Annotated in this window: 23 protein-coding genes and 1 pseudogene; 17 read left to right on the top strand and 7 right to left on the bottom strand. The window is 32.0% G+C overall.

What is annotated here, in order from left to right; translation table 11 throughout:
- Positions 1-1,213, bottom strand: a pseudogene (locus tag LS73_RS08575) (cache domain-containing protein); the annotation flags it as partial.
- Positions 1,214-1,406: 193 nt separating this feature from the next.
- On the opposite strand from LS73_RS08575, the gene LS73_RS08580 reads away from it, so the two are divergent.
- The 3 genes from LS73_RS08580 (at position 1,407) to lolA (ending at position 4,628) form a co-directional block, all read left to right on the top strand.
- A complete protein-coding gene (locus LS73_RS08580) occupies positions 1,407-2,867 on the top strand; it encodes a TolC family protein (protein ID WP_052089972.1) in 1,461 nt (486 codons plus the stop codon).
- 129 nt (positions 2,868-2,996) lie between these two features.
- A complete protein-coding gene (locus LS73_RS08585; protein WP_034559495.1) occupies positions 2,997-3,986 on the top strand; it encodes an HlyD family secretion protein in 990 nt (329 codons plus the stop codon).
- 93 nt (positions 3,987-4,079) lie between these two features.
- On the top strand, positions 4,080-4,628 hold the full coding sequence (lolA, locus tag LS73_RS08590) for a LolA-like outer membrane lipoprotein chaperone (RefSeq protein WP_034559492.1): 549 nt from the start codon (positions 4,080-4,082) through the stop codon (positions 4,626-4,628).
- A 147-nt stretch (positions 4,629-4,775) separates the two neighbouring features.
- Here the strand turns inward: lolA and LS73_RS08595 are convergent, their stop codons facing one another.
- Positions 4,776-5,909, bottom strand: coding sequence for a toxic anion resistance protein (locus LS73_RS08595; protein ID WP_034559489.1), 1,134 nt, complete (start codon positions 5,907-5,909; stop codon positions 4,776-4,778).
- A 94-nt stretch (positions 5,910-6,003) separates the two neighbouring features.
- Between LS73_RS08595 and LS73_RS08600 the strand changes: the two genes are divergently transcribed.
- Positions 6,004-6,897 carry a TIGR02757 family protein gene (locus LS73_RS08600; RefSeq protein WP_052089970.1) on the top strand — a complete coding sequence of 298 codons (894 nt, stop codon included), beginning with the start codon at positions 6,004-6,006 and terminating at the stop codon, positions 6,895-6,897.
- 554 nt (positions 6,898-7,451) lie between these two features.
- Here the strand turns inward: LS73_RS08600 and rplI are convergent.
- Positions 7,452-7,901, bottom strand: coding sequence for a 50S ribosomal protein L9 (gene rplI / locus LS73_RS08605; RefSeq protein ID WP_034559486.1), 450 nt, complete (start codon positions 7,899-7,901; stop codon positions 7,452-7,454).
- Between the two features lie 75 nt (positions 7,902-7,976).
- Between rplI and LS73_RS08610 the strand changes: the two genes are divergently transcribed.
- Positions 7,977-8,651: a YgjP-like metallopeptidase domain-containing protein gene (locus LS73_RS08610; RefSeq protein ID WP_034559484.1), complete on the top strand. Its 675-nt coding sequence runs from the start codon at positions 7,977-7,979 to the stop codon at positions 8,649-8,651.
- A 24-nt stretch (positions 8,652-8,675) separates the two neighbouring features.
- Here LS73_RS08610 and LS73_RS08615 read toward each other — a convergent pair whose 3' ends face one another.
- Entirely contained in the window at positions 8,676-10,136 is a 1,461-nt protein-coding gene (locus LS73_RS08615) for a Rossmann-fold NAD(P)-binding domain-containing protein (protein ID WP_034559482.1), read from the bottom strand.
- Between the two features lie 236 nt (positions 10,137-10,372).
- Entirely contained in the window at positions 10,373-10,585 is a 213-nt protein-coding gene (gene rpsU, locus LS73_RS08620; protein WP_034559480.1) for a 30S ribosomal protein S21, read from the bottom strand.
- 334 nt (positions 10,586-10,919) lie between these two features.
- Here rpsU and LS73_RS08625 point away from each other — a divergent pair, with 334 nt between their 5' ends.
- The 11 genes from LS73_RS08625 to LS73_RS08675 all read left to right on the top strand — a co-directional run bounded on the left by LS73_RS08625 (position 10,920) and on the right by LS73_RS08675 (position 18,282).
- Complete coding sequence (locus LS73_RS08625) at positions 10,920-11,165, top strand: hypothetical protein (RefSeq protein ID WP_034559478.1); 246 nt, start codon at positions 10,920-10,922, stop codon at positions 11,163-11,165.
- Positions 11,166-11,349: 184 nt separating this feature from the next.
- A complete protein-coding gene (locus tag LS73_RS08630) occupies positions 11,350-11,676 on the top strand; it encodes a hypothetical protein (RefSeq protein ID WP_104731155.1) in 327 nt (108 codons plus the stop codon).
- The gene (locus tag LS73_RS08635) at positions 11,636-12,253 is read left to right on the top strand and encodes a class I SAM-dependent methyltransferase (RefSeq protein WP_267891802.1); all 618 of its coding nucleotides are present in this window, start codon (positions 11,636-11,638) and stop codon (positions 12,251-12,253) included. The genes LS73_RS08630 and LS73_RS08635 overlap by 41 nt, the downstream gene beginning before the upstream one ends.
- A 260-nt stretch (positions 12,254-12,513) precedes the next feature.
- Positions 12,514-13,896 carry a 3-phosphoshikimate 1-carboxyvinyltransferase gene (gene aroA, locus LS73_RS08640; protein ID WP_052089965.1) on the top strand — a complete coding sequence of 461 codons (1,383 nt, stop codon included), beginning with the start codon at positions 12,514-12,516 and terminating at the stop codon, positions 13,894-13,896.
- The gene (locus LS73_RS08645; RefSeq protein ID WP_233708870.1) at positions 13,889-14,365 is read left to right on the top strand and encodes a hypothetical protein; all 477 of its coding nucleotides are present in this window, start codon (positions 13,889-13,891) and stop codon (positions 14,363-14,365) included. Before aroA ends, LS73_RS08645 begins: the two co-directional genes overlap by 8 nt.
- Before the next feature lie 66 nt (positions 14,366-14,431).
- A complete protein-coding gene (locus LS73_RS08650) occupies positions 14,432-14,680 on the top strand; it encodes an RNA-binding S4 domain-containing protein (protein WP_034559474.1) in 249 nt (82 codons plus the stop codon).
- The gene (gene holA, locus LS73_RS08655; RefSeq protein ID WP_034559472.1) at positions 14,680-15,669 is read left to right on the top strand and encodes a DNA polymerase III subunit delta; all 990 of its coding nucleotides are present in this window, start codon (positions 14,680-14,682) and stop codon (positions 15,667-15,669) included. Before LS73_RS08650 ends, holA begins: the two co-directional genes overlap by 1 nt.
- 71 nt (positions 15,670-15,740) lie before the next feature.
- A complete protein-coding gene (gene rpsF / locus LS73_RS08660) occupies positions 15,741-16,238 on the top strand; it encodes a 30S ribosomal protein S6 (RefSeq protein WP_052089963.1) in 498 nt (165 codons plus the stop codon).
- Positions 16,239-16,247: 9 nt separating this feature from the next.
- Positions 16,248-16,856 carry a single-stranded DNA-binding protein gene (locus LS73_RS08665; RefSeq protein WP_034559470.1) on the top strand — a complete coding sequence of 203 codons (609 nt, stop codon included), beginning with the start codon at positions 16,248-16,250 and terminating at the stop codon, positions 16,854-16,856.
- A 172-nt stretch (positions 16,857-17,028) separates the two neighbouring features.
- Entirely contained in the window at positions 17,029-17,283 is a 255-nt protein-coding gene (rpsR, locus tag LS73_RS08670) for a 30S ribosomal protein S18 (protein ID WP_034559468.1), read from the top strand.
- A gap of 21 nt (positions 17,284-17,304) precedes the next feature.
- The gene (locus tag LS73_RS08675) at positions 17,305-18,282 is read left to right on the top strand and encodes a KpsF/GutQ family sugar-phosphate isomerase (RefSeq protein WP_034559466.1); all 978 of its coding nucleotides are present in this window, start codon (positions 17,305-17,307) and stop codon (positions 18,280-18,282) included.
- Between the two features lie 54 nt (positions 18,283-18,336).
- On the opposite strand, the gene LS73_RS08680 is transcribed toward LS73_RS08675, so the two are convergent.
- A complete protein-coding gene (locus tag LS73_RS08680) occupies positions 18,337-18,771 on the bottom strand; it encodes a globin domain-containing protein (RefSeq protein WP_034559464.1) in 435 nt (144 codons plus the stop codon).
- Between the two features lie 329 nt (positions 18,772-19,100).
- A complete protein-coding gene (recA, locus tag LS73_RS08685) occupies positions 19,101-20,144 on the bottom strand; it encodes a recombinase RecA (protein ID WP_034559462.1) in 1,044 nt (347 codons plus the stop codon).
- Positions 20,145-20,563: 419 nt separating this feature from the next.
- Between recA and LS73_RS08690 the strand changes: the two genes are divergently transcribed.
- A partial coding sequence (locus LS73_RS08690) for a cache domain-containing protein (RefSeq protein WP_268903012.1) occupies positions 20,564-21,692 on the top strand: 1,129 nt, incomplete at its 3' end.

A 21,692-nucleotide genomic window follows, 5' to 3' on the forward strand; every position in this document is an offset into this window, starting at 1 on the left:
GAGCTACTGCATTAGAATCTTGTTCTAGGCTTTTTTGAGTTCTTTGTATATTGGAATTAATTGCTTCTGCCATTCTGCCTAATTCGTCTTGGGATTTGATTTTAACAAGGGCTGGAGGTTGATTTGTTTCATGGTTTAGGTATTTGAAGCACTCTGAGAGGGCTTTGCCAATATTAGTTACTTGAATACTTACTGATTTGCGCATAAAGAATATGGTAATTAAAATAATAAACGATATAGACATCAAGGACAATATTAAGATTATATACACCAATTTATTAATAATTTGAGAAATAATATTATTTGGAATAAGAGTGATTATATTCCAATACTGTCCACTACCTTTAATAACCTCAAGAGACTTCATCTCTACAGTGCTATTTATTCCTGATGATGTAACATATGGGAATATTCCACCTCTACCCTCTCTTGCTGCAGCTAATATATCTTTTGAATATTGTGTAGGACTTATCTCATCTAATTTAGATCCTAAATAGCTCTGATTTTTATTAATAGCTATAATACCTTCATTATCTATCATAAACCTTTGATCATTAGGATAGACTGTTGCTTCTTTATCAAGAAAGGGTTTTCCAACAATATTAAAATCTACAAGACAGCCAAGTACACCAATTACTTTTCCATCCTTATCACGAATTGGTAAAGATAATCCCTGCACGAACATATCTTGATTCTGAAAATTTATTCTCCTAGGCTTAGAAAGACTCGGTTTATTGTCTCTGAATGCTTTCTGCACATCTTCAAATTGCAATATAGACCTATCTTCAATAAAGCTATAACTCTTAGTTCCTTTATTACCATCATTTCTTGTAACAACAACAATCTCTTTTTGCTCAGAATTGATATTTATCTTGGGAATATATAAATAAATCCAATTAAAGGTAAGAACATTGTTTGGCAAGGAAGCAATACTATCTAAAATATAATCAGTATTTTTTATATTGTCTTTTTGTACTTCTGTATTAATTATTGTAGAGCCAATTAGCATGGCGGTATACATTTCTGTTGCAGTTTCACTAAGCAAATTTATATATCTAGATGATGCCTGATTTAGTATTTTTGCATTTTGCTGTTTTAACTCATCTGCAGAAAACTTAATGATAAAAAATGACAAACACAAAATTGAGACAATAACTGATAATGAAATAATTAAGGATACCTTAGCTCCTATACTTAACTTAGAGAAAAACATAATCGAAATCCTTCAAAATATTAAATAAAAAATATAACAATTTATTAAAGTAGGGGACATAATTATTTTTTCAAAATATTTGAACTTTATTCAAATATTTTGAAAAAATAATTATGAACAACAAACTTAGATTTATATACTATCAAAAAATATTAACTATAATTCAAGATAACTTAACATAAAGGCTAAACTTATGATAGTGTTAAAAACAGTAGCTGCCAATATACGTAATAATTCAGCCTTATGTTTTAAAACTGTCTTACTTTACTTTATTATTTGCTTATTTGGATATCAATTGTTTGCTAATAATGATTCTAATGATATAGAGCTTAAACATACTTTTGGTATTAAAGGCGCGTGGCAAAGAGTATTAAGTATAAATGAATCTATACGTCTAGAAATGTTAAACACACAAAAAGCTAAAAATCTAAAGTTAGAAGCTAAGCTATCATTCTTACCTGAAGTAAATCTAAGTGCAATTTACATTCATCTAGACAAGCCTTCCACAATAGATTTAATCCAAGATAGAGCTGGATTTAATCAAATCCAAGCAGGTATAGGAAATAATCCACCGCTATCTAATATACTGAATATCATAGGTACGCCTATAACCATATTAAAGCAAGATTCTATATTTAGCGCGCTAAATATCATATATCCACTATACACTGGTAACAAACGACTAATGGGAGCAAAGATTGCTAATGTGCTTGCAAAGGACTCTCATGAGGCATTACGACTTAGGGAATTAGCTACATTTGAGGAACTAGTAGGAATCTATTACGCTGTAATACTAAATAAGGAAATACTACACTCATGTATGGAAATAGAACAAAGCGCATATATCCATTATGAAAACGCAAAGAAATTAAATAAACTTGGACAAATTGCAAGACTTGAATTACTTGCAGCTGAATCAGGATTAGACAAAGCAAAAAATGCAACCTTAGCTGCAAAAAATGCGTTAGAAATTTCGCAACTAGCACTTGATAGCATATTGGGGAGCAATCAGGCAATTCCCATATCAAGCCTATCTTTTCAAACATACATATTAAAAAATGAGCAGCACTATATAGATATGACTATGCAAAACTATCCAGCTCTTAAAATTGCAGCAAATGGGAGACAAATAGCAGATTACAAAAGATATATAGCATTTGGTAACTTTATGCCTAAGATAGCTGCATTTGGTTCATATATGGTTACAAGTAGCGATCAGAGATTTCGTCAGATTATGCCTAATTGGTTAATTGGCTTAAATGCTAGTTGGTCTATTATCTCTCCTAAAGGAAAATTTCCACAATATCAAATTGCAAAAATAGAACAAATCCATGCTGATACTATGGAATCTAAGGCAATAAAAGACATGCAATTGCTTATAAAAAAGAGTTATAAACAAGCCATCTTCAAGCATGAAGAACGTGAAAATTTAGCTTCAAGTATTATGCTTGCTAGGGAAAATGTGCGATTGCAAGAAAAAGCATTCTTGCAGGGAATATCGACAAGCAATGAAGTTAATGACGCAAGAAATGCTCTGCTTAGCATACTAGTAGAACAGCAAAGATTAGCATACGAGGAGATTATATATTTAGCAAAGCTCATGGCATTAAGCGGAGAGATTGATGAATTTTTTAATATTGTAGAGAAATACTGATGCAATCTCAATTTACTTTACAAAACCTTTTTGCTTACTAGTTATGATTATTAAGAGATTTTACTTATTTCACTTAATCTATAGGGAAAGCTAATATTCAAAGATACCTATTTTACACAAAGGACAAATATGATTCAAAATAACAAGAAGATATACAATACTATATTTATAGTCATTATATCAGCTTTTATTATAGCTTGGCTAGGAATCACATTTTATAGAGCATATGCTCCAAAGCCTCAAGTTTTACAAGGACAAATTAATGCACGCGAATATTCTGTTAGTTCAAAGCTAGCAGGCAGGGTTGATGAGATATTTGTACATAAGGGTGATAATGTGCAAAAAGGTGATGTTATATTTACCATAAAGAGTCCAGAATTAGAAGCAAAGATGACACAAGCAAAAGCAGGTTATGAGGCAGCAAAAGCCATTAACCAAGAAACACACAATGGGTTAAGAAGTGAAAGTATAGAATCTTCCAAAGGGATTTGGCAAGCAGCAAAAGCACAAACTGAACTAGCCAAAAAAACCTATGAACGCATAGAACAATTATATAGCGAGGAAGTAGTAAGCCTACAGAGAAGAGATGAGGCTTATGCTGCTTATCAGAGTGCTAAGAATAATGAGAGTGCAGCATATCAACAATACAAACTTGCCTTAAGTGGAACAAGAGATGAGGCAAAGGAGGCTACAAGACAAAAAGAAATAGCAGCATTAGGACAAGTAGAAGAAGTGCAAGCATATGCCAATGATATAGAAGCTCTATCTCCTGCTAGTGGAGAAGTAAGCAATATTCTTATACGCAGTGGTGAGCTAGCACCTAGTGGGTTTCCTGTAGTTACTATTGTAGATTTGGAAGATTCTTGGCTACGTCTTAGCGTAAGCGAAAATTATCTCTCAAGATTCCAAAAAGATAGTGAATTTGTTGGATTTATCCCATCATTGCAAAAAGAAGTAAAGTTTAAAGTAAGTCATATATCTGTTATGGGAGATTTTGCCACTTGGAAGGCTAGTGCCAAAGATCAAGGCTATGATATGAAGTCTTTTGAGATAGAGGCTAAGCCTTTGCAAAAGGTTCAAGGACTTCGCATTGGTATGAGTGTGCTAGTTACATTGTAGTGTTATATAGAAGTAATTTGTTTGGTGTTTTTAATTTCAATCGTTAGGACTAGATACTAATCTATGAAGTTTATTCGCAATAAAAGGAGAAATATGCGACTTATAACATGTGCATATAGAATCTGTGTTTTGTTTCCATTCTTATTGCTTTTTAGCATTGCTAATGAAGCAAATTGGTTAGATATAAAAAGCCTGAAAGCCAGTTTCAAACAAGAAATAAGAGGTGAGAGAGGTGCAATTCCGGCCATATATCAAGGCAAACTATATGCTAAGGATAACAAGGTTAAATGGGAATATAATGCTCCACTTAAAAAAGAGGTGTATTTACAAGGAGATAGTGCGTATATATATGAGCCAGATTTGAAGCAAGTAACAATAGGCAGACTAAAGGAAAATGTGGATTTCATTCATATTATAAAAGCAGTAAAAAAGAATGATAGAGGTGAATATGAGACTACAATAGCTGATACAAAATACACTATCACAGCCAAAGATTCAAAGCCTTATTCTCTATCATATAAGGACACATTAGATAATCAGATTCTAATTATTTTTGATAATGTAGAATTAAATGTGCCAATAGATTATAAGGTATTTGTATTCGATCCACCAAGTGATGTTGAATACATCGATGCCTATTAGGTTTATTTGCCTTTGTGGATTCTTATTTTATTTATTCAAAGCTTTAAGTTTTGGTTTATTTGTCTCTGATGTCCTTTGACATTTAGCCTATGATTTATGAGCGGATATTATATAAAGAAGATAGAATGCAAAAAGCTATTTATCAAACTACTTGCTACTTATTTCTCGACTTTTAAGCTCATCTAGATACTTTTGATATAGCTGTATATCTTGTTGCATCTTTGGTAGTGCCTGAATCTTAAAATTCTTTATATCGTCCATAGCTCCTAGCACATTGTCAAACGCATTTTTTATCTTTTCCATATCAAGCATTGCATTACTAGCTCCCTCTTGTATAGCTTTGCCTTGATCACGAAGCTTTTCACTAGTGTGTGCTATTAGATTACTTGTTTGTGTATTGATGTTTTGCACAGCACTCAATACCCTTTCTTGTTGCTCCAAGCCTTGAGCTGTAATAATTGCCACATTTAGCGCATTTAGAGTAACGGATTTTGTTCTATCAACACTGCTTGCTAGCTCTTTATTGTTGTTGATTAGTGCCCTTAGAGCAATCTCACCTTGCTTATGTACTAGGACTTGCTGCTGTAAATCCATGATTCTTTGCTTTAATGGGAATAAAATATTTTTTTGTATTTGCTCTCTATTTTCAAGTGTGATTTCTAAAGGATCTTTATCAACGACCAAGTGAACTTCTTCGGGCTGCATTAAGGCTTGTTGAGATTCTATTGGCTCGCTAGATTGGCTTAGATTTTGCGATGATTCTAATTGCCCACTTGTAAGTATGCCATTATTAGCAGAATCTAGTTGTTGCATTTTGGATTCTAAATACGCATTTGCCTCATTTGCCTCTTGAAGCTTTTCGCTAATGTTTTTCGCTAGCTCGGCGTTCCTATTTGCTTCTATCTCTAGGGCAACATTGTCCCTTAGTAGTGTTTGCTTACCTTCTTCTAACTTTTGAAGTATTTCATTTAGCACTGATTGATTATCTTGGAATTTAGAGAAATACTTTTTCATGCTATTTTGTGCCTTACCAAATAATCTTTCAAAGAATGTGGGCTTAAAATTGTATGGATTCATAGAATCAATATTTTCTTGTAAGGATTTCAAACAATCAAATACCACTTTATCCCTACCTTCAAGACCAGCTAGACTACCTTGTGCACTCTGTGCTATCTGCATGCTCTTAGCCCTCTCTTGTTCAGCAAAATTATCAACAATATCTCGATTGATGTTTCCTTTGGAAAAGGCATTTTGCAGTTGAACGATAATAGGATTTGACATATTGCACTCCATAAATAAATAAGCTAGATTCTATCATAAAATTACTCAAAGATTTTTGGCATACAAATGGGCTACAATTAATAAGGATTACGAAATGGACAAACTAAAGGAACTCCTAGATTTTCAATATCTTAGGTTTAATGCAAAAGAATATTTGGACATTCACCCAGACCCAATAAGTATTGTCAAGGGCTTTGTAGGTGAGAAGTTTTTAAGCGAAATAGCATTTATTTGCGCTTGTTACTCATACGGAAATGCAAAAGTCATTGTAAAAAATCTAGCAAATATGCCATTTCATATTTTTACTAGATTTAGCGATTATAAAGAATGTGGGACTTGGAGAGATAAAGTTTCGAGATTACTTATACAATCAATTCAATCAATGCCTATGGAATCCTTTCCATATTATAGATTTCAAACTAGGCTTGATACAAAGATATGTTTTCTAGTTATTGCATATATAATAAGAAAAGGTGGAATCTACAAATTATTTTTAAGCGGATATTTGATTAATTGTAATGTGCTAGATGGCATTAGAAGCATTCAAGATGCGTTAAAAGAAATCATTTCTAAGGAATTGCAAGAAGATATACAAAATAGAGATTTCTTAAATTCACAATATGTATTAGAGTCTAAAGGCTTACAATTTCTCTTTGGCAAGAAGGGCGCAGATTCTGCATTAAAACGTTATAACATGTTTTTGCGTTGGATGGTTAGACGGGATTACATTGATCTGGGCATTTGGGATAAAGTAGATTGCAAGGATTTAATGTTGCCTGTTGATACACATACATTTAGAATCTGCAAGGCAATTGGATTATGCAAAACAAAAACAGCTAATTACAAGGCAGTAGTAGAAATCACAAATAACTTAAGGAGATTTGATAGTATAGATCCTGTAAAATATGACTTTGCATTGTATCGCATAGGACAGCTTGGAGACAATGCGCTTGAGGACTTCGTAATAACAAATAATAAAGATGAATAGCATAATGAATTTAAGCAATCTAAGCTCATCTTATAAAGTGTTGTTTAAAATCAAGGCGCGCCAATGTTGGGCAAATAACGTGTAGGGGAGAGTTAGGGATTTAGAAATCAAAGTGAGTGTAAAATTTTAACTTTGTATAAAGAATCCTATTGTTATTGTTATGTTTAAATCAAATATTTTGCTATTCTGAACCTAGCTTTATAATATGTGAAGAATCTTTTCTTATTCTTGTTATGTTTTAACGAAGTGAAGAATCTCTGTTGATGAGATATTCTGGCTTACGCCTTCAACATGACAATGGGGGCACAACAATAAGTATTTTGCGCAGTTAAGTCTCATATTTATTCTTTTTCTTGTTTATTCTTTTGTTGGCATTATATAAAGATTCTAGAAAGATAAAATATTAATAATCTAAGCAATAAGAATAGCTCAAAGTAAGAGTCATTAAAGTAACATTAATATCAACTAAAAGCAGTCTAACACGAAATTTTCAAATTACAAATAATATGCAAGTTTTATCATAATACACTAAAAATTACTAAAACAGAAATATGTTAAGAATCTTTGGCAATCACTTTTAACTTTAGTGAGGCTTGCAACCCATGCCCCAATTTCACATTTGCATTAAAAGCTCCTAGAGTCTTAATCTGTGGTAATTCGAATAGCTTTTTATCTATAGTAATTTTATGTTGCTTCTCTAATTCGCTTGAGACCTCATCTTTAGTTAGCGAGCCAAAGAGATTATTATTTGCACCAACCTTTTTTGCTATTTGTAATTCAATCCTTGAAAGAGACTCTTGTAATTGTTTTGCTTGAGCAATTTCTAATGCTTTAGTTTCAGCTTTCTTTCTTTGTTCTGCATTATATTTATTGATTACTTCTTTGGTTGCTAATTTTGCTAAGCCTTTAGATATGAGGAAATTCTCTGCATATCCATCTTTGACCTCCTTTATTTCGCCTGCTTTACCTAGCTTTGCTACATCTTGGATAAGCAACACTTGCATTTGACACCACCTTTTGTATTTTGTTATGATTAGAATACTTAGATTCTAGCCAAAAATAGACAAAAAAGGACAGATTTGCAAGAGTTTCTAGGATTTCAATTTGAGATACTTTCCAAGCCGCACAACAAAAATTCATATATAAAGATTACCAAAGAGGGCAAGCTAGTCTTTAGCTATCCATCTAGATTTCCAAATAAGCTTTATAACGCAAAACAATACATCATGCAAAATCAAGATTACATAAGGAAAAATTATCAAGACTTCTTTCAAAAAAAGAATGCAAGGCAAAAGAATTTACAAAAATATGTAACCACATATTTGCACAAATATCCTAATTCACTAATTATATTTGACAAAGCTTATGAAGTCGATGGGCTAAGTATAGAGATACTATCTAAGATTCTCTATGATAAGAGCTATAAGTTGCTATGCGAAATGGCAGATATTATGAAGCTAGGCTTTGATGGATTAAGTATTAGTTATGCTAATAGCTATCTAGGGCAATGTCGCAATAGATATATTAAGATTGACTATCGAAATGTATTAAGCCCTGAGCATTTACTGCGCTATTTAGTCATACATGAGCTAAGTCATATTAGATATGCCAATCATTCAAGTAAATTTTGGAATGAAGTCGGTAAATTCTATAATGAGTATAAAATAGCCAAAAAGGAAATAAAAATACTTGCTACAAATCATGCTGAAGTGCTAAGGCATTATAATTTACTACCAAAAAGCTATAAGAATTAAGGCATTTGATAATGTAAGCCTAGCTTAATCCCTATTTAATATATAATTTAGTATCTCTTGCATACCTATAAATCTCATATTTGTATTGGAATCTAGCGATAAGTCATAGCCCATCCTTTGTAATAGCAAAGAAAAAGAGCTTATAATTGATTCTTGCTTACTTTGCTTTATATCTGGGCTATTTAATTCTATTGCTATGTTGTTTGGGTTAGATTTTATAGATTTTGATTTACTACTAGATTCCATATCAATAAGTTTGATTTTACTAGATTTTTCCTTATCATACATATATTGCATAAAATACACACAACCTACAAGACTAAAGGGCATGTAGCAAATTTTAGAATCAATTAGTAATCGTTGCGCATATAAATCCAAATTAGGATATAGCTCAATTATATATTTACAGCCACTACTAAGTAGCTTTTGTATAATATCTCTTTCTACAGCTTGACCGTATCCAAGTAGTGCCACAAAACAAGGCATGCTAGCAATATTCTCACCTCTAAAAAACTCACATTCACGCCTACTAGAGTATATCTCTAGCAAATCTTCATTGCAAGATATATCATATAAATTTTTTGTCATTATTTGCTCGAGTATAGATTGCAACAAATCAAAACTTAATCCTTTGCTATCATAGAGCAAGCCCTTATTATTGCTTATAGCAATAGGCTTTGCATGTATAGAGTGAAGACATCTAACAAGCTCTAAGCAAAACTTGCTATTGCCCTTAATCGAGCAAAATTTATCTTTAAAGCTTAAACCTCTAGCTTTAAGCAAAAGACTAGCACAACTTAAAAATAAATTATCTTCACATATGCAAGAAAAATCACCAACAAAAAAACGCTCTATACAAGTATGATTGTTATATAATAAATCATTATCGATAAATTTCTTGACACTTGAGAAGTAATCACCATTAACACAATTATATGTAGAATCAAACAACATAAAATCATCTGATTCATTATTAGTTTCGTGCAAAACAATTATAATTGGCATATTTGAATGCAATGCTAAAAGTAGGCAAATAGCATATTGCAGACTAAGAACTGCTATGCTACTTATATCGCATTTGCCTATTAATGCTTCTACTAGCATATAGTCACCTTCGCCAAAAAATCCAAATATATGACTTTTGTCCTTGTTAGAATAAAAACTAGGTAAGAAAAACTCTAATTTTGCCTCATCTATCCTAGAATCAAATAAGTTCTCATATAAATACTTGGAAGAATTTAGAGATGAATCTTTAAGTGAGCTAAGGGATATCCTAGGTGGCAAATTTGCAATGGAATTGCTAAACTTTCCTATATGTGATTTGATGTCATCAGAGTTATTAATATTTTCTAAATGAGTAGTATCGCTAAATTTCATATTTATATGATTTATAAAGTCCTGTGTGGTGGAGTCTAAGAATGAATTATCAAAACTATTTTTTATAAATCTTATTATTGCTTGTGCGAATGGTTGATGTGTTTGCATTTATATATGAAAGATTTTAGATTTGATTGAATATTGTTTGAACATGTAAACTCTTGATTTATAGATTCTTTACACAAAAAATTATTGAATACTAATCTATCCTAAAAACCCTAGTCCATAAAGATTATAAATGAATCATATTAGTCAACAAAATCAAGTATAAACCAAAATGTATTCATATTTACAAGTATATTTATGGCTGGATTAATTTAATAATGTTAAGCTAGGAATAAGCCTTATAACCTAGACTCATATCTTCTTAACATATATAGACGTTTCAACATTTTTTTCTTAGCGTTGATTTTTTGTTTTTTGCGTCTCTCTGTTGCAGATTCGAAAAACCTCCTAGAGCGACATTCAGTAACAACCAAATTTCTATCAACTTGCTTTTTAAATCTTCTATATGATTCATCAAATGTTTCGCTTTCCTTTACTTTAATGCCGGGCATACTATCACCTACTTTCTTAAAAAATCAAAGCAATAATTTTAACAGAAAATCTATAAAAGCTATCATAATATTTTGATTACATGGGAGAGATATTAAAAGTATAAAAAGTATAATTATGTAAAGAAATTACAAAATTACTTAAGAGAGCATAATTATGCACAATGCAAAAATTAATACATTAAATCTTGATTTGTTTAAGTATTATTTACACAAATTACATAGCTCAAGAGAATAAATGTAGTTGTTGGATAATTAATTAAAATATTGCTTTAAATTTAAATGCGATTAGCACACAAACAAAGCAATAGACATAAATCATGGAGGTTACAATATCATGGTAAATATTGACATAGTCATAAAAGCTCTTAGAATCCTAAAATATGAGTGTGGAAACTTTTATGAAGTAAGAAGCTATTTAGATAAGGCTTTATCACGCCTACCGCTAAATCCTACTGAAAAGGATATAAGGAGAGTTATAGAGAATCTAGATGATAGATTCTATGCTGCTAGTAAGGAAGATAAGCAAATCGTAAAAGAAATTCTAACTGTATGCTTGATAGACTTGTTAATTAAGAAATAGCTTTATATATCATCTTCAAAATTCCAATATTTGGAGTTTATGTTACTTCATTATCTATTAAAATACTACACAAATTACACACTAACCTAAGCATACTTCTTAAATTCAAACTAAAATAAAAATCTATCAAATACCTAGATTAATGTATAATTTCCACATATCACAATCAATACAAAGGAATATTATGAAATGTATCATTTGTAATAGTTTATCTGCAAGCTATTTTACTACTGATTTTAATATACATTTTGGTGGTAAGCTAAAAAATCAGCTAGAAAAAAGCGAATATTATAAATGCAATAGTTGTGGTTTTACATTTTCTAAAGATGTTTATGAAATGAGCCAAGAATCTTGGTTAGAACTAAATGTAAAAGCTCATAGCCAAGGTGAAGCAGCACCTCTAAAAGATAGGCTAACAAATCAACCTCCATATCTAGCCCAAGCCAGTATGATAAATATGCTTATTAGAGATAGCATTATATACGGGGGGGGGGGGGGCAAATGTCCATAACCCCAATGTTAATTCGCAAAAATGCACATTAGCAAAGCAACAATACAATATACTAGACTATGCTGGAGGAGTTGGCTCTTTGGCTAGGATTCTCTCCAAATATTATGATATTGATGTGTTAGTTTATGAGGAATATATGAGTGAGTTCAAGAATGATGGCTTAGTAAATTACATACAAAGGGATAAACTAGGTAAATATGATGTAGTAATTAATAGTGCGATGTTTGAGCATATTACAAAAAGGGAACATCTAGATCATATTAACTCTCTAGTAAGTGAACATGGGACTTTAATCGTTCATACATTAGTTAGGGAAAATATACCAAAAAATCCAAATTGGTTTTATATACAGCCTGTGCATTGTAGCTTCCACACTAATAAATCAATGCAAATACTGATGAATGATTGGGGATATAGCCATAGCCTTTATAGTCCTATTTCAAAATGCTGGGTAATGTTTAAAATAGATAATCCAAGTTGTAATAAATTGGAGAGATATGCAGAAGATCTTAATTCGAAATTGCAGCAAAACTACTTCTTCTATAAAAAAGGATTTGTTGATTATTGGCTCGATTAAAAGAATAAAACCTAACTCAAATCAGATAATGTATAAATCTTTTATCATATTTAAGCCTTTAATCCTACTATGCTTAATCCTTGCCTAAGATAAATCTAAGAATACTAGGCATAATCAGTGCTCACTATCTCAATGTATAGGCTAGAAAGTTTGTATTTTGCTATTCAATAAATATGATTTTGATACAATTAAGATTTCAAGATTTTAGTGTTTGCTTCCTAGAGTATCCACGTTATATGTCAAGACATTAAGGAAATTATATGAATCTTATCATTTATCCAAATAATAAATCACTCCAAGAAGATCTAGACATTCAAGCTAGCGATAAGTCTCTCTCACATCGCGCTTGTATGTTTGCCTTATTTGCTAATGCAAAGTGTAAAATCTCTCATTTCTTACATGCAGAAGATACATTACGAAGCCTAGAGATTGCTAGGTTACTAGGACTAACATACAAAATAGAGTCAAACACATCAAGCCAAAATCAAGAATCAAAAAGCCAATCAACCCTTATACTAATTCCACCAAAGTCCACATTACAAACACCAAGAGATGTTTTATATTGTGGAAACTCTGGGACGTCCATGCGATTATTTGCGGGATTATTGTCTGGGGCAAATCTCTATGCAATCCTTTGTGGAGATAAATATCTTCATGCTAGACCTATGAAAAGAGTTGTTGATCCGCTTAGAGATATGGGTGCAAATATTGTTACTAGGACTATCCATCTAGATTCCACTACTAAGGAGCTAGCTCCACTTACAATAATTCCTAATACATCACAAACAAATGCCTTACATGGCTTAAACTATGAATCAAAGATCTCTTCAGCCCAAGTAAAAAGTGCTATGATTCTAGCTGCGTTGCAAGCAAATAGCAAATCTATCTATAAGGAAGTATCTCTTAGTAGAAACCATACAGAAAATCTCTTAATAGCATATCAAAGATATAATTACTTGCGGCTAGATTCTACTAGCATTCATATAGAGCCTTTTTGTGCATTTGACAACGCAGATGCTCCACTAAATGCTTTTGATATTGATATTCCAAATGATCCATCATCAGCTTTTTTCTTTGCAGTGCTTGCCGCTATTATGCCACAATGCAAAATCAGGCTAAAGCGAGTAATGCTCAATGATACAAGAATAGAGGCTTTTAGAATCCTAGAAAAAATGGGTGCAAATATAATCTATGAAAACATAAAACAAGATGTAGAAAAAAGCGGAGATATTACTATTAGCAGCTCTAGACTAAAAGCTATAGATGTAAGTGAAAATATAGCATGGTTGATTGATGAGATTCCAGCTTTAAGCATTGCCTTTGCTATGGCTAGTGGGACTTCTAGAGTCCGCAATGCTAGCGAGCTAAGAGTAAAAGAAAGCGATAGAATCTCATCTATATTAGAAGGATTGCTAGCTTTTGGCATAGAAGCATATGAATATCCAGATGGGTTTGATGTGGTAGGAGGTGAGTTGCGTTATGGCAGAATTGATTCTAAAGGAGATCATAGAATCGCAATGAGCTTTGCAATAGCCTCATGTGTAGCAGGGGGAGAAATTGGCGATTGTGAATGTATCAATACTTCTTTTCCAAATTTTATATCTATTCTATCGCAATTCACACAAATAACCAAGAGTGAATAAATATACAATGCCTATATCTAGCAATTTTGTGAATCTAAACGACATTATATTTCTAGCCCAAACTGACACAACAATAGGATTCTTATCTAAAAATAAAGCTCTAATCAACAAGGCAAAGGGTGCTAAACCTAGCAAAGAATTATTGATTGAATTTGCAAGTTTTAAAGATTTGTGTTATCGCACTCCTACATATTTTAGAGTCTTCATTCGTAGGGCAAAAAAAACATCTTTTGTGCTCTCAAAGACAAGAAGTTTTCGTGTAATCATGGATTCAAAACATAGAGAATTTTTAAAGAATGTAAACTATTTGTATTCCTCTTCAGCAAATCCCACTTCTAAAGGCTTTGATAGTGAGTTTGCTATAAAATGTGCAGATATTATTGTTACTGATTCACGTGGGCTTTTTTCTGCTAAAAGCAGCAGGATTCTAAAGGTAAGGGGCTTGCGTATAAAAAAAATTCGACATTAAGGTATATCCTTAGATGTCTGCTAAAACTAGAAAAAGAATTATTTAGAATCTAGAACAAGGAGATTTATGAGGCTTGATAAATTCTTAAATGCAGTCAATATTACAAAACGCAGAAGTCTAGCACAAGATATGTGTAAAAGTGGAGTAATTTTAGTAAATGGCATACAATCTAAAGGCTCAAAGGAAGTGCAAATAAATGACATCATTACTTTAAACTTCCTAGAATCAAGCACAAGTTACAGGGTGCTACAAATACCAACATTAAAGACAATACCAAAATCACAAAAAGATCAATATGTAGAAAGAGTTTTATAATGACTAGAGCAGCATTAGATAAAATTCTATCTAAAACTATTCCAAAATGTATATTGTTATATGGAGAGAGCGAATTCCTAATTAACTACTACTCTAAAATTATACAAGCAAAGCTAGCATGCAATGCACAGAAATTCTATTTTGAAGAGTATGTTCAAGATGAAGTTATTACAATGCTTGGGACAAATAGCCTATTTGGTGGAAAAAATGCAGTAATTATTAAACAATACAATACTCTAAGCAAAAATCAGATTCAAGCAATATTTTCAACCCTTGGACGTAATCCAAATAGCTATATGATTATTGAGTTATATAAATCACCAAATATTAGCGAACAAGAATATGCAAAGAGATTTAAGGCATTTAGTGCGTTATTCAGGCCAACTTCTAGTTGCAAGGAAATATACGAAGTTAGGCTTTATAATCCATTGCCCCACGAAATGCTACAAATCCTTATCAATAGGGCTAGAGAACTAAGTATAAATATACAACCAAACTTGCTTGAATATCTCCTCTCAATCCAACAATATGACATATCCATGGCATATAATGAATTGGAGAAATTCGTATACTATCCCGTAATTGATATTGAGTTAATCAACTCACTTAGCTATAGTTTAGGCAATGTAAACACAGAATCATTACTTGACTCCTTATTCAATAAAAAGACAAATCTAGCTCATATACTAAATACTTTGTATGATGAAGGCATAGATGATATGGAGCTAAATAGAGAGCTTAGTAGATATTTTTATATTCTCTTCAAACTATATGGGCACTCAAGGGCATATGGTAGCATGGATTGCAGGGAGGCATTAGGTTATCAAGCCCCATCACACATATTTGCTACATGGAGCAAAAGGAGCTTAAGACTTACTACACAAAAATACATTGCTATATTTGACATGTTAAATGAATGGAGAAATGCCAAGCTAGAAGGTAGCAATAGGGGTATACAATATTTAATCGCGATACAAGAGATTTTATGATAGAATTTTAGTTTTTACCTTGTCCTATTTCAAAGCGTAAGAAAATGGGACTTTAACCACAAGGAGAATATATGGCAGATGAAGCGCAATTAAGATTTTATGAAACTATGTTTATCATAAAACCTACATTAGTTGAAGAAGAAATAAAAGCAAAAATCGACTTTTTCAAAGATGTTATTACTAATAATGGTGGGCATATAGAAACATGTCTTGATATGGGAATGCGCCAATTAGCTTATGAAATTAAAAAATGTCAAAGAGGATATTACTTTGTTATATACTTCAAAGCTAGTGCGACTTTGATAAAGGAGCTAGTGCGACTTTATAAAATAAATGAGGAAATATTGCGCTTTATTGTAATTAGCTACAAGAAAAAGAAGTGGGAAAAAGCATGGCATACACTTGTAGATAGAGCAAATAAAAAGTCAGAAAAGAGCAGGGGTCTTAAAAAAGACGACTCTTCAAAGAGAGAAAATAAAGAACAAGAGCAGCAAGAGGATGATAATACAAAATCTATTGCAGATACCAACAATGAAAAAGAACAATTACAACAGGTCGAAGCACAATAGGACTAAGCTATGTTTAATAAGATTATCATTGTAGGCAATCTTACTCGCGACGTAGAGCTTAGATATTTAAACACAGGTTCGGCTGTTGCCACACTAGGATTAGCAAGCAATAGAAGATATAAAAAACAAGATGGCACACCTGTTGATGATACTTGTTTTGTTGATGTTACATTGTTTGGTAGGAGTGCAGAAGTAGCAAATCAATACCTAAGGAAAGGTTCTAAGGTGCTTATTGAGGGTAGACTTCATTATGAGACATGGCAGGATCAGCAAGGCATGAGACGAAGCAAGCACACAGTTATAGCAGAGAGCATGCAAATGCTAGATTCTAAACAATCTCAAGGTTTTAGCCCACAAGGTGAATATGCTCAAGATTATAACAATACTCCAAATGGAAGCTATGGTGCTAATAGCTACACAAACAACATGGGATATACTAGCCCCAACTATAACCAAAGCCATGGACGTGATTTTAACGATATGGAATCAAATAGCCAACCTAACCCTAGTGTTGGTATGTCTAAAGAGTATTCAAATTTAACAACAAGTAAGAATTTACCAGACCATCAGAACATTCCGGAGATAAATGTAGATAGTGATGAAGAAATTCCGTTTTAGTCAATATCGCAGTTTTGCCTTTGTCTTAAACGAAATAATTATTTTGGTTATGTTAGTAGATGTAGTCGTTTAGGTTAGATTGAGAGCCTTTAGACTATAAACAATAAGCTCTATAAAGCTATTTACTTTAGTAGAGAATCTCATTTAAGAGTTAAAACATAAAGGACGACGAATGGAACGTAAAAAATATTCTAAAAAATATTGCAAATATACAGAAGCAAAGATAGAGTTCATAGACTATAAGGATATAGAGCTAATTAAGCATTCTTTGTCAGAAAGATATAAGATTATGCCAAGACGACTTACAGGCAACTCTAAGAAATGGCAAGAAAGAGTTGAGGTAGCAATTAAGAGGGCAAGACATATGGCTTTAATACCTTATGTCATAGATGGCAAAAAGGTTATTGAGAATCCATTTAAGATTTAACCTTAAATAACAGGCAATTTCTTGCAACATCATAATTTCCAAGCAATATTCTTGCAAACCTTGCAGCAAGAGGCTAGTTCGCTTTATAGATATAATGGAGATTTAAGCGATTTAGATTCTATAATTTGCACATTATTATCTACACAAGGCAGAGTTGCTCTAATTGGTATTGGTAAAAGTGGTTTAGTGGCTAGAAAAATTTCTGCTACTCTCTCTAGCACAGGCACATCTAGCATTTTTATTCATCCAGCAGAAGCTATGCATGGTGATTTAGGCATGTTGCAGCCTAGTGATTGTGTGATAGCTATTAGTTATAGCGGTGAGAGTGAGGAAATAGTAAATATATTGCCTCATATTAAACGTAGAAATATCCCTATTATTACTATGACTAAAGCAAGAGATTCTAGGATTTCGCTCATAGGAGATTATTTCCTCCCAATCATAATAGACAGGGAAGCATGCCCATTGCAAGCAGCTCCTACCACTTCTACTACTCTTACTATGGCAATGGGTGATGCGATAGCCATTTGCCTTATTAATGCTAGAGGCTTTAGCAAAGAGGATTTTGCCTTATTTCACCCAGGTGGAAATCTTGGGCGAGAGCTATTTGTAAGGGTATTAGACATTATGCAAAAGGATAACCTACCATTACTTAATGTTGATAATACATTAAAAGAATCAATAGTTATAATGACACAAGGCAGGCTTGGAAATGCCTTGTTTGTAGATTCTAAACAGAACTTACTAGGAATTTTAAGTGATGGAGACTTGCGTAGAGCTATGTTTGATGCAGAATTTAGCTTAGAATCAAAAGCCTTTATATATGCCACAAAAACACCAAAGGTTATTTATGATTCTAATACCTTGGCAATACAGGCGTTGCAAATCATGCGAGATTCTAAGATACAGCTTGTGCCTATTGTAAGCCATAGCAATGTATTAGAAGGAGTAGTTCATTTGCACGATTTGCTACAGGCTGGATTTCGACTAGATTCCTAGAATCTTTCTTTGATATATGATAAATTTATAGTGTTTCTTAACCAAGAAGCTTTATTATGACTCATTATAAATTTTTGATTCAATTTCGATATAAAAATTTGCAATCTCACTATATGCTTTCTCCCATGCTTGTAATATTTCGTCCGTTGCTTGGTCTTGTAGAACATTCTTAATTGCCTTTATAAGACATGCCCCAACAATTGGATAATGCTCTTTTTGAACATTTAACTTCACATGTGTTTTTCCAATAGATTCTACTTGTTTGCGAATATTTTCAAGTTTATCAATATTCATTGCAGCATTTAATATTGCCATTGCAAGTGCTTTTGGCTGTTTACCGTTTTTTTGTTTTTCCAAATCAAACATGCCTTTTACGTGCGGATATTCACTAAACAAAATATTATAAAACTCTTTTGTGATTGTCTCTCCATGTGTTTTTAAAACAGGTATTGTGCTTTGAACAATTTCGATAGTTTGTTTATCTAACATGATAGTCCTTAATTAATAAAATAAGTAGTCATTCTAATATAAAAAACAAAAAATAAAATTGACTTATGATAAGTTTATATATCTTTGAATGGTTTTATATAAGGATTAGAATGCAACAAAATATCTTATCGAGTTATTTGCCCAGGACATAGCCAGCATTAAACTATGTCATGTTGATTATTAGTAAATATCTTTATTTAATTTTATTTGGAGTATCCAACTTATTTTTTTATTATTAATAATGAAAAAAGAATGCTTAAAGCATATTAGTAAACATATCTGCCAATAAAAAGATAAGTTGAAAGTGTAAATGACCAAATCTACCTATTTCAATCTTCTTGATTATCTAGCTCATCAGGCAAAGGCATAATTTCTTCACTCATGCCTATTTGTTCTTTTATTTTGTTTGTAATTTCTACAGCTATTTCCTTGTTATCTTTCAAAAACAATTTAGCATTTTCTCTACCCTGTCCTATTTTCTTATCACCATATGATAGCCACGCGCCACTTTTGTCAATAATGTCAAGTTTCACGCCATAATCAATCATTTCTCCCTCTCGACTAATCCCCTCGCCAAACATAATATCAAATTCAGCTTCTCTAAATGGTGGAGCAACCTTATTTTTTACAACTTTGGCTTTTGCTCTATTGCCAATGACATTATCACTTTGCTTTAACGTAGCCACTTTGCGAATGTCAATACGAACACTTGCATAGAATTTTAGTGCATTTCCACCTGTAGTAGTCTCTGGACTGCCATATCCCATAGTCCCTATCTTCATACGAATCTGATTGATAAAGACAACCGTTGTATTCATCTTGAATAGAACTCCCGTAATCTTACGCAAGGCATGGCTCATAAGGCGAGCTTGCAATCCTACATGCTGATCGCCCATATCTCCATCAATTTCTGCTTTTGGTGTGAGTGCTGCAACAGAATCTACCACAATCAAATCTACACTACCACTACATGCAATGGTTTCTAGAATGCTTAGAGCTTGCTCACCATGGTCTGGCTGACTTACTAGAAGATTTTCTGTATCTACACCTAGGTTCTTTGCATAATAAACATCAAGAGCATGTTCTGCATCAATAAAAGCACAAACGCCTCCGATTTTTTGACACTCCGCGATAATTTGCAACGATAATGTTGTCTTACCGCTTGATTCTGGACCATAAATTTCAATAATTCTACCTTTTGGAATTCCACCAATACCAAGTGCTAAATCTAATCCTAAAGAGCCTGTAGAAATAGAATCGATCTTTTCTACTTGCTTATCTCCTAATCGCACCAACATACCTTTACCATAAGCCTTATCAATTAGCTTCATAGCGTTTTCTAATGCTTTTTGTTTATTAGAATCAATAGCCATATACATCTCCTTCACTGATATAAAATTGTATTATAACTATATTTGCACATCTCATTATTAAGCTAGATAGCAAGGTGTCCATATCAATAATTTAAAAAACATTCTTAATATACAAACAAATAAAATTATTTGGATAGCACAATAGAAATCTATTATTATAAAATCAACGCAAAAAAATATTAATTTATAAATTATCTTTATCTTTGTGTTCATAAGATAAATTTATATTTCAAATATTATTAAAGAATTATTTAATTTATAAAATATTTTTTGAATATATTAACTTATCTTCAATTTCTAATTCAAATATGATTAACTTTAAGATATTATATGGAGCACAAAACCCATAATTATTTATAATTAAAAAGAATTTATATAAATACTTTAATTTTAAAAATAATCTCAACACAAGGATGATAATGTTTATAAGAAAAAGTTTAAAAATAAAAATTGTTTTAATTGCAGTAATTATATCTTGCACATCATTATTATTAGTAGGTATTATTACATTAACACTTGCAAAAAATAGTCTTAGAGAACAAATAATACAGGCACAATCCAATTATTTAAGAGATGGTAAAACTTCGGTTGAAGATTTTGATGCAAACAATAATAGAATATTAAAAGATTTTATTTCGTATTTACAAAGATTTCCTATCGAATCTTTTTCTTCTGATGAAGTTGTATTAGATAGTATTGGCAGGGATCTAAATAGCTATAGACATGCTGGACATTTATTTGCAATTTATCTTGGATTAAAAGATGGACAATCCGTAGTAAGTGATATTACCATCAAAGATACCCCAAAATATGCAATAATTAGAGGAAAGGCAGATAAATATGATGCAACTTCCCGTGGTTGGTATATAGGTGCAATGCAAAATAATGGATATTATAAAAGCCCTTATTATGAAGACTTTACAACTAAAGAGTTAGTTATTACCTATTCAGCTCCATTATATATACAAAATCAATTCATTGGAGTTGTAGGGATTGATGTAAATTTACAAGAACTTTCAACTCAATTTCAAAAAACATCTGGAAGAACTTTTGCATTTGATGAAAAAGGCGTAGTTTTTGTAACAACAGTTGCAGGGGCTGGAGCAGGCAACACAGAAAATCTTAGAAATAAGATGAAAACTCATGGAGAATTTAAACCATTCATATACAGGCGACCAGGGAGCGATATTGATAGATTTGGGATGTGTTCATCTCTTGGTAAAGATACGGTCTGCATAACAAGAGGTCTAGACATACTCAATGAGCCAGTATTAAAAATTTCAATGATTCAGTTAACTGTTTCTATAGTCATTATATTAATAAACGCTATTTTACTTTACTTAGCTATACAATATTTTATCAAACCTATTGCAACTATTCAAAAAGGACTTGATTTATTTTTTGATTATATTGGACATAAAACACTCAAGGTTTCTCCTTTAATCCAAATCAAATCCCAAGACGAATTAGGCAGAATGGCAGAAGCAATTAATTCCAATATACAAAGAACTCAAAAAAGCCTAGAACAAGATTCTAATGCAGTAGCTC

It is taken from the genome of Helicobacter muridarum (assembly GCF_000765805.2).
Classification (GTDB): Bacteria; Campylobacterota; Campylobacteria; order Campylobacterales; family Helicobacteraceae; genus Helicobacter_A; species Helicobacter_A muridarum.

Excerpts from the sequence above, each read along its gene's own strand:
- LS73_RS08580 (WP_052089972.1), top strand. The coding sequence starts at position 1,407 with ATGATAGTGTTAAAAACAGTAGCTGCCAATATACGTAATAATTCAGCC.
- LS73_RS08585 (WP_034559495.1), top strand. The coding sequence starts at position 2,997 with ATGATTCAAAATAACAAGAAGATATACAATACTATATTTATAGTCATT.
- lolA (WP_034559492.1), top strand. The coding sequence starts at position 4,080 with ATGCGACTTATAACATGTGCATATAGAATCTGTGTTTTGTTTCCATTC.
- LS73_RS08595 (WP_034559489.1), bottom strand. The coding sequence starts at position 5,909 with ATGTCAAATCCTATTATCGTTCAACTGCAAAATGCCTTTTCCAAAGGA.
- LS73_RS08600 (WP_052089970.1), top strand. The coding sequence starts at position 6,004 with ATGGACAAACTAAAGGAACTCCTAGATTTTCAATATCTTAGGTTTAAT.
- rplI (WP_034559486.1), bottom strand. The coding sequence starts at position 7,901 with ATGCAAGTGTTGCTTATCCAAGATGTAGCAAAGCTAGGTAAAGCAGGC.
- LS73_RS08615 (WP_034559482.1), bottom strand. The coding sequence starts at position 10,136 with ATGCAAACACATCAACCATTCGCACAAGCAATAATAAGATTTATAAAA.
- rpsU (WP_034559480.1), bottom strand. The coding sequence starts at position 10,585 with ATGCCCGGCATTAAAGTAAAGGAAAGCGAAACATTTGATGAATCATAT.
- LS73_RS08625 (WP_034559478.1), top strand. The coding sequence starts at position 10,920 with ATGGTAAATATTGACATAGTCATAAAAGCTCTTAGAATCCTAAAATAT.
- LS73_RS08630 (WP_104731155.1), top strand. The coding sequence starts at position 11,350 with ATGAAATGTATCATTTGTAATAGTTTATCTGCAAGCTATTTTACTACT.
- aroA (WP_052089965.1), top strand. The coding sequence starts at position 12,514 with ATGAATCTTATCATTTATCCAAATAATAAATCACTCCAAGAAGATCTA.
- LS73_RS08650 (WP_034559474.1), top strand. The coding sequence starts at position 14,432 with ATGAGGCTTGATAAATTCTTAAATGCAGTCAATATTACAAAACGCAGA.
- holA (WP_034559472.1), top strand. The coding sequence starts at position 14,680 with ATGACTAGAGCAGCATTAGATAAAATTCTATCTAAAACTATTCCAAAA.
- rpsF (WP_052089963.1), top strand. The coding sequence starts at position 15,741 with ATGGCAGATGAAGCGCAATTAAGATTTTATGAAACTATGTTTATCATA.
- LS73_RS08665 (WP_034559470.1), top strand. The coding sequence starts at position 16,248 with ATGTTTAATAAGATTATCATTGTAGGCAATCTTACTCGCGACGTAGAG.
- rpsR (WP_034559468.1), top strand. The coding sequence starts at position 17,029 with ATGGAACGTAAAAAATATTCTAAAAAATATTGCAAATATACAGAAGCA.
- LS73_RS08680 (WP_034559464.1), bottom strand. The coding sequence starts at position 18,771 with ATGTTAGATAAACAAACTATCGAAATTGTTCAAAGCACAATACCTGTT.
- recA (WP_034559462.1), bottom strand. The coding sequence starts at position 20,144 with ATGGCTATTGATTCTAATAAACAAAAAGCATTAGAAAACGCTATGAAG.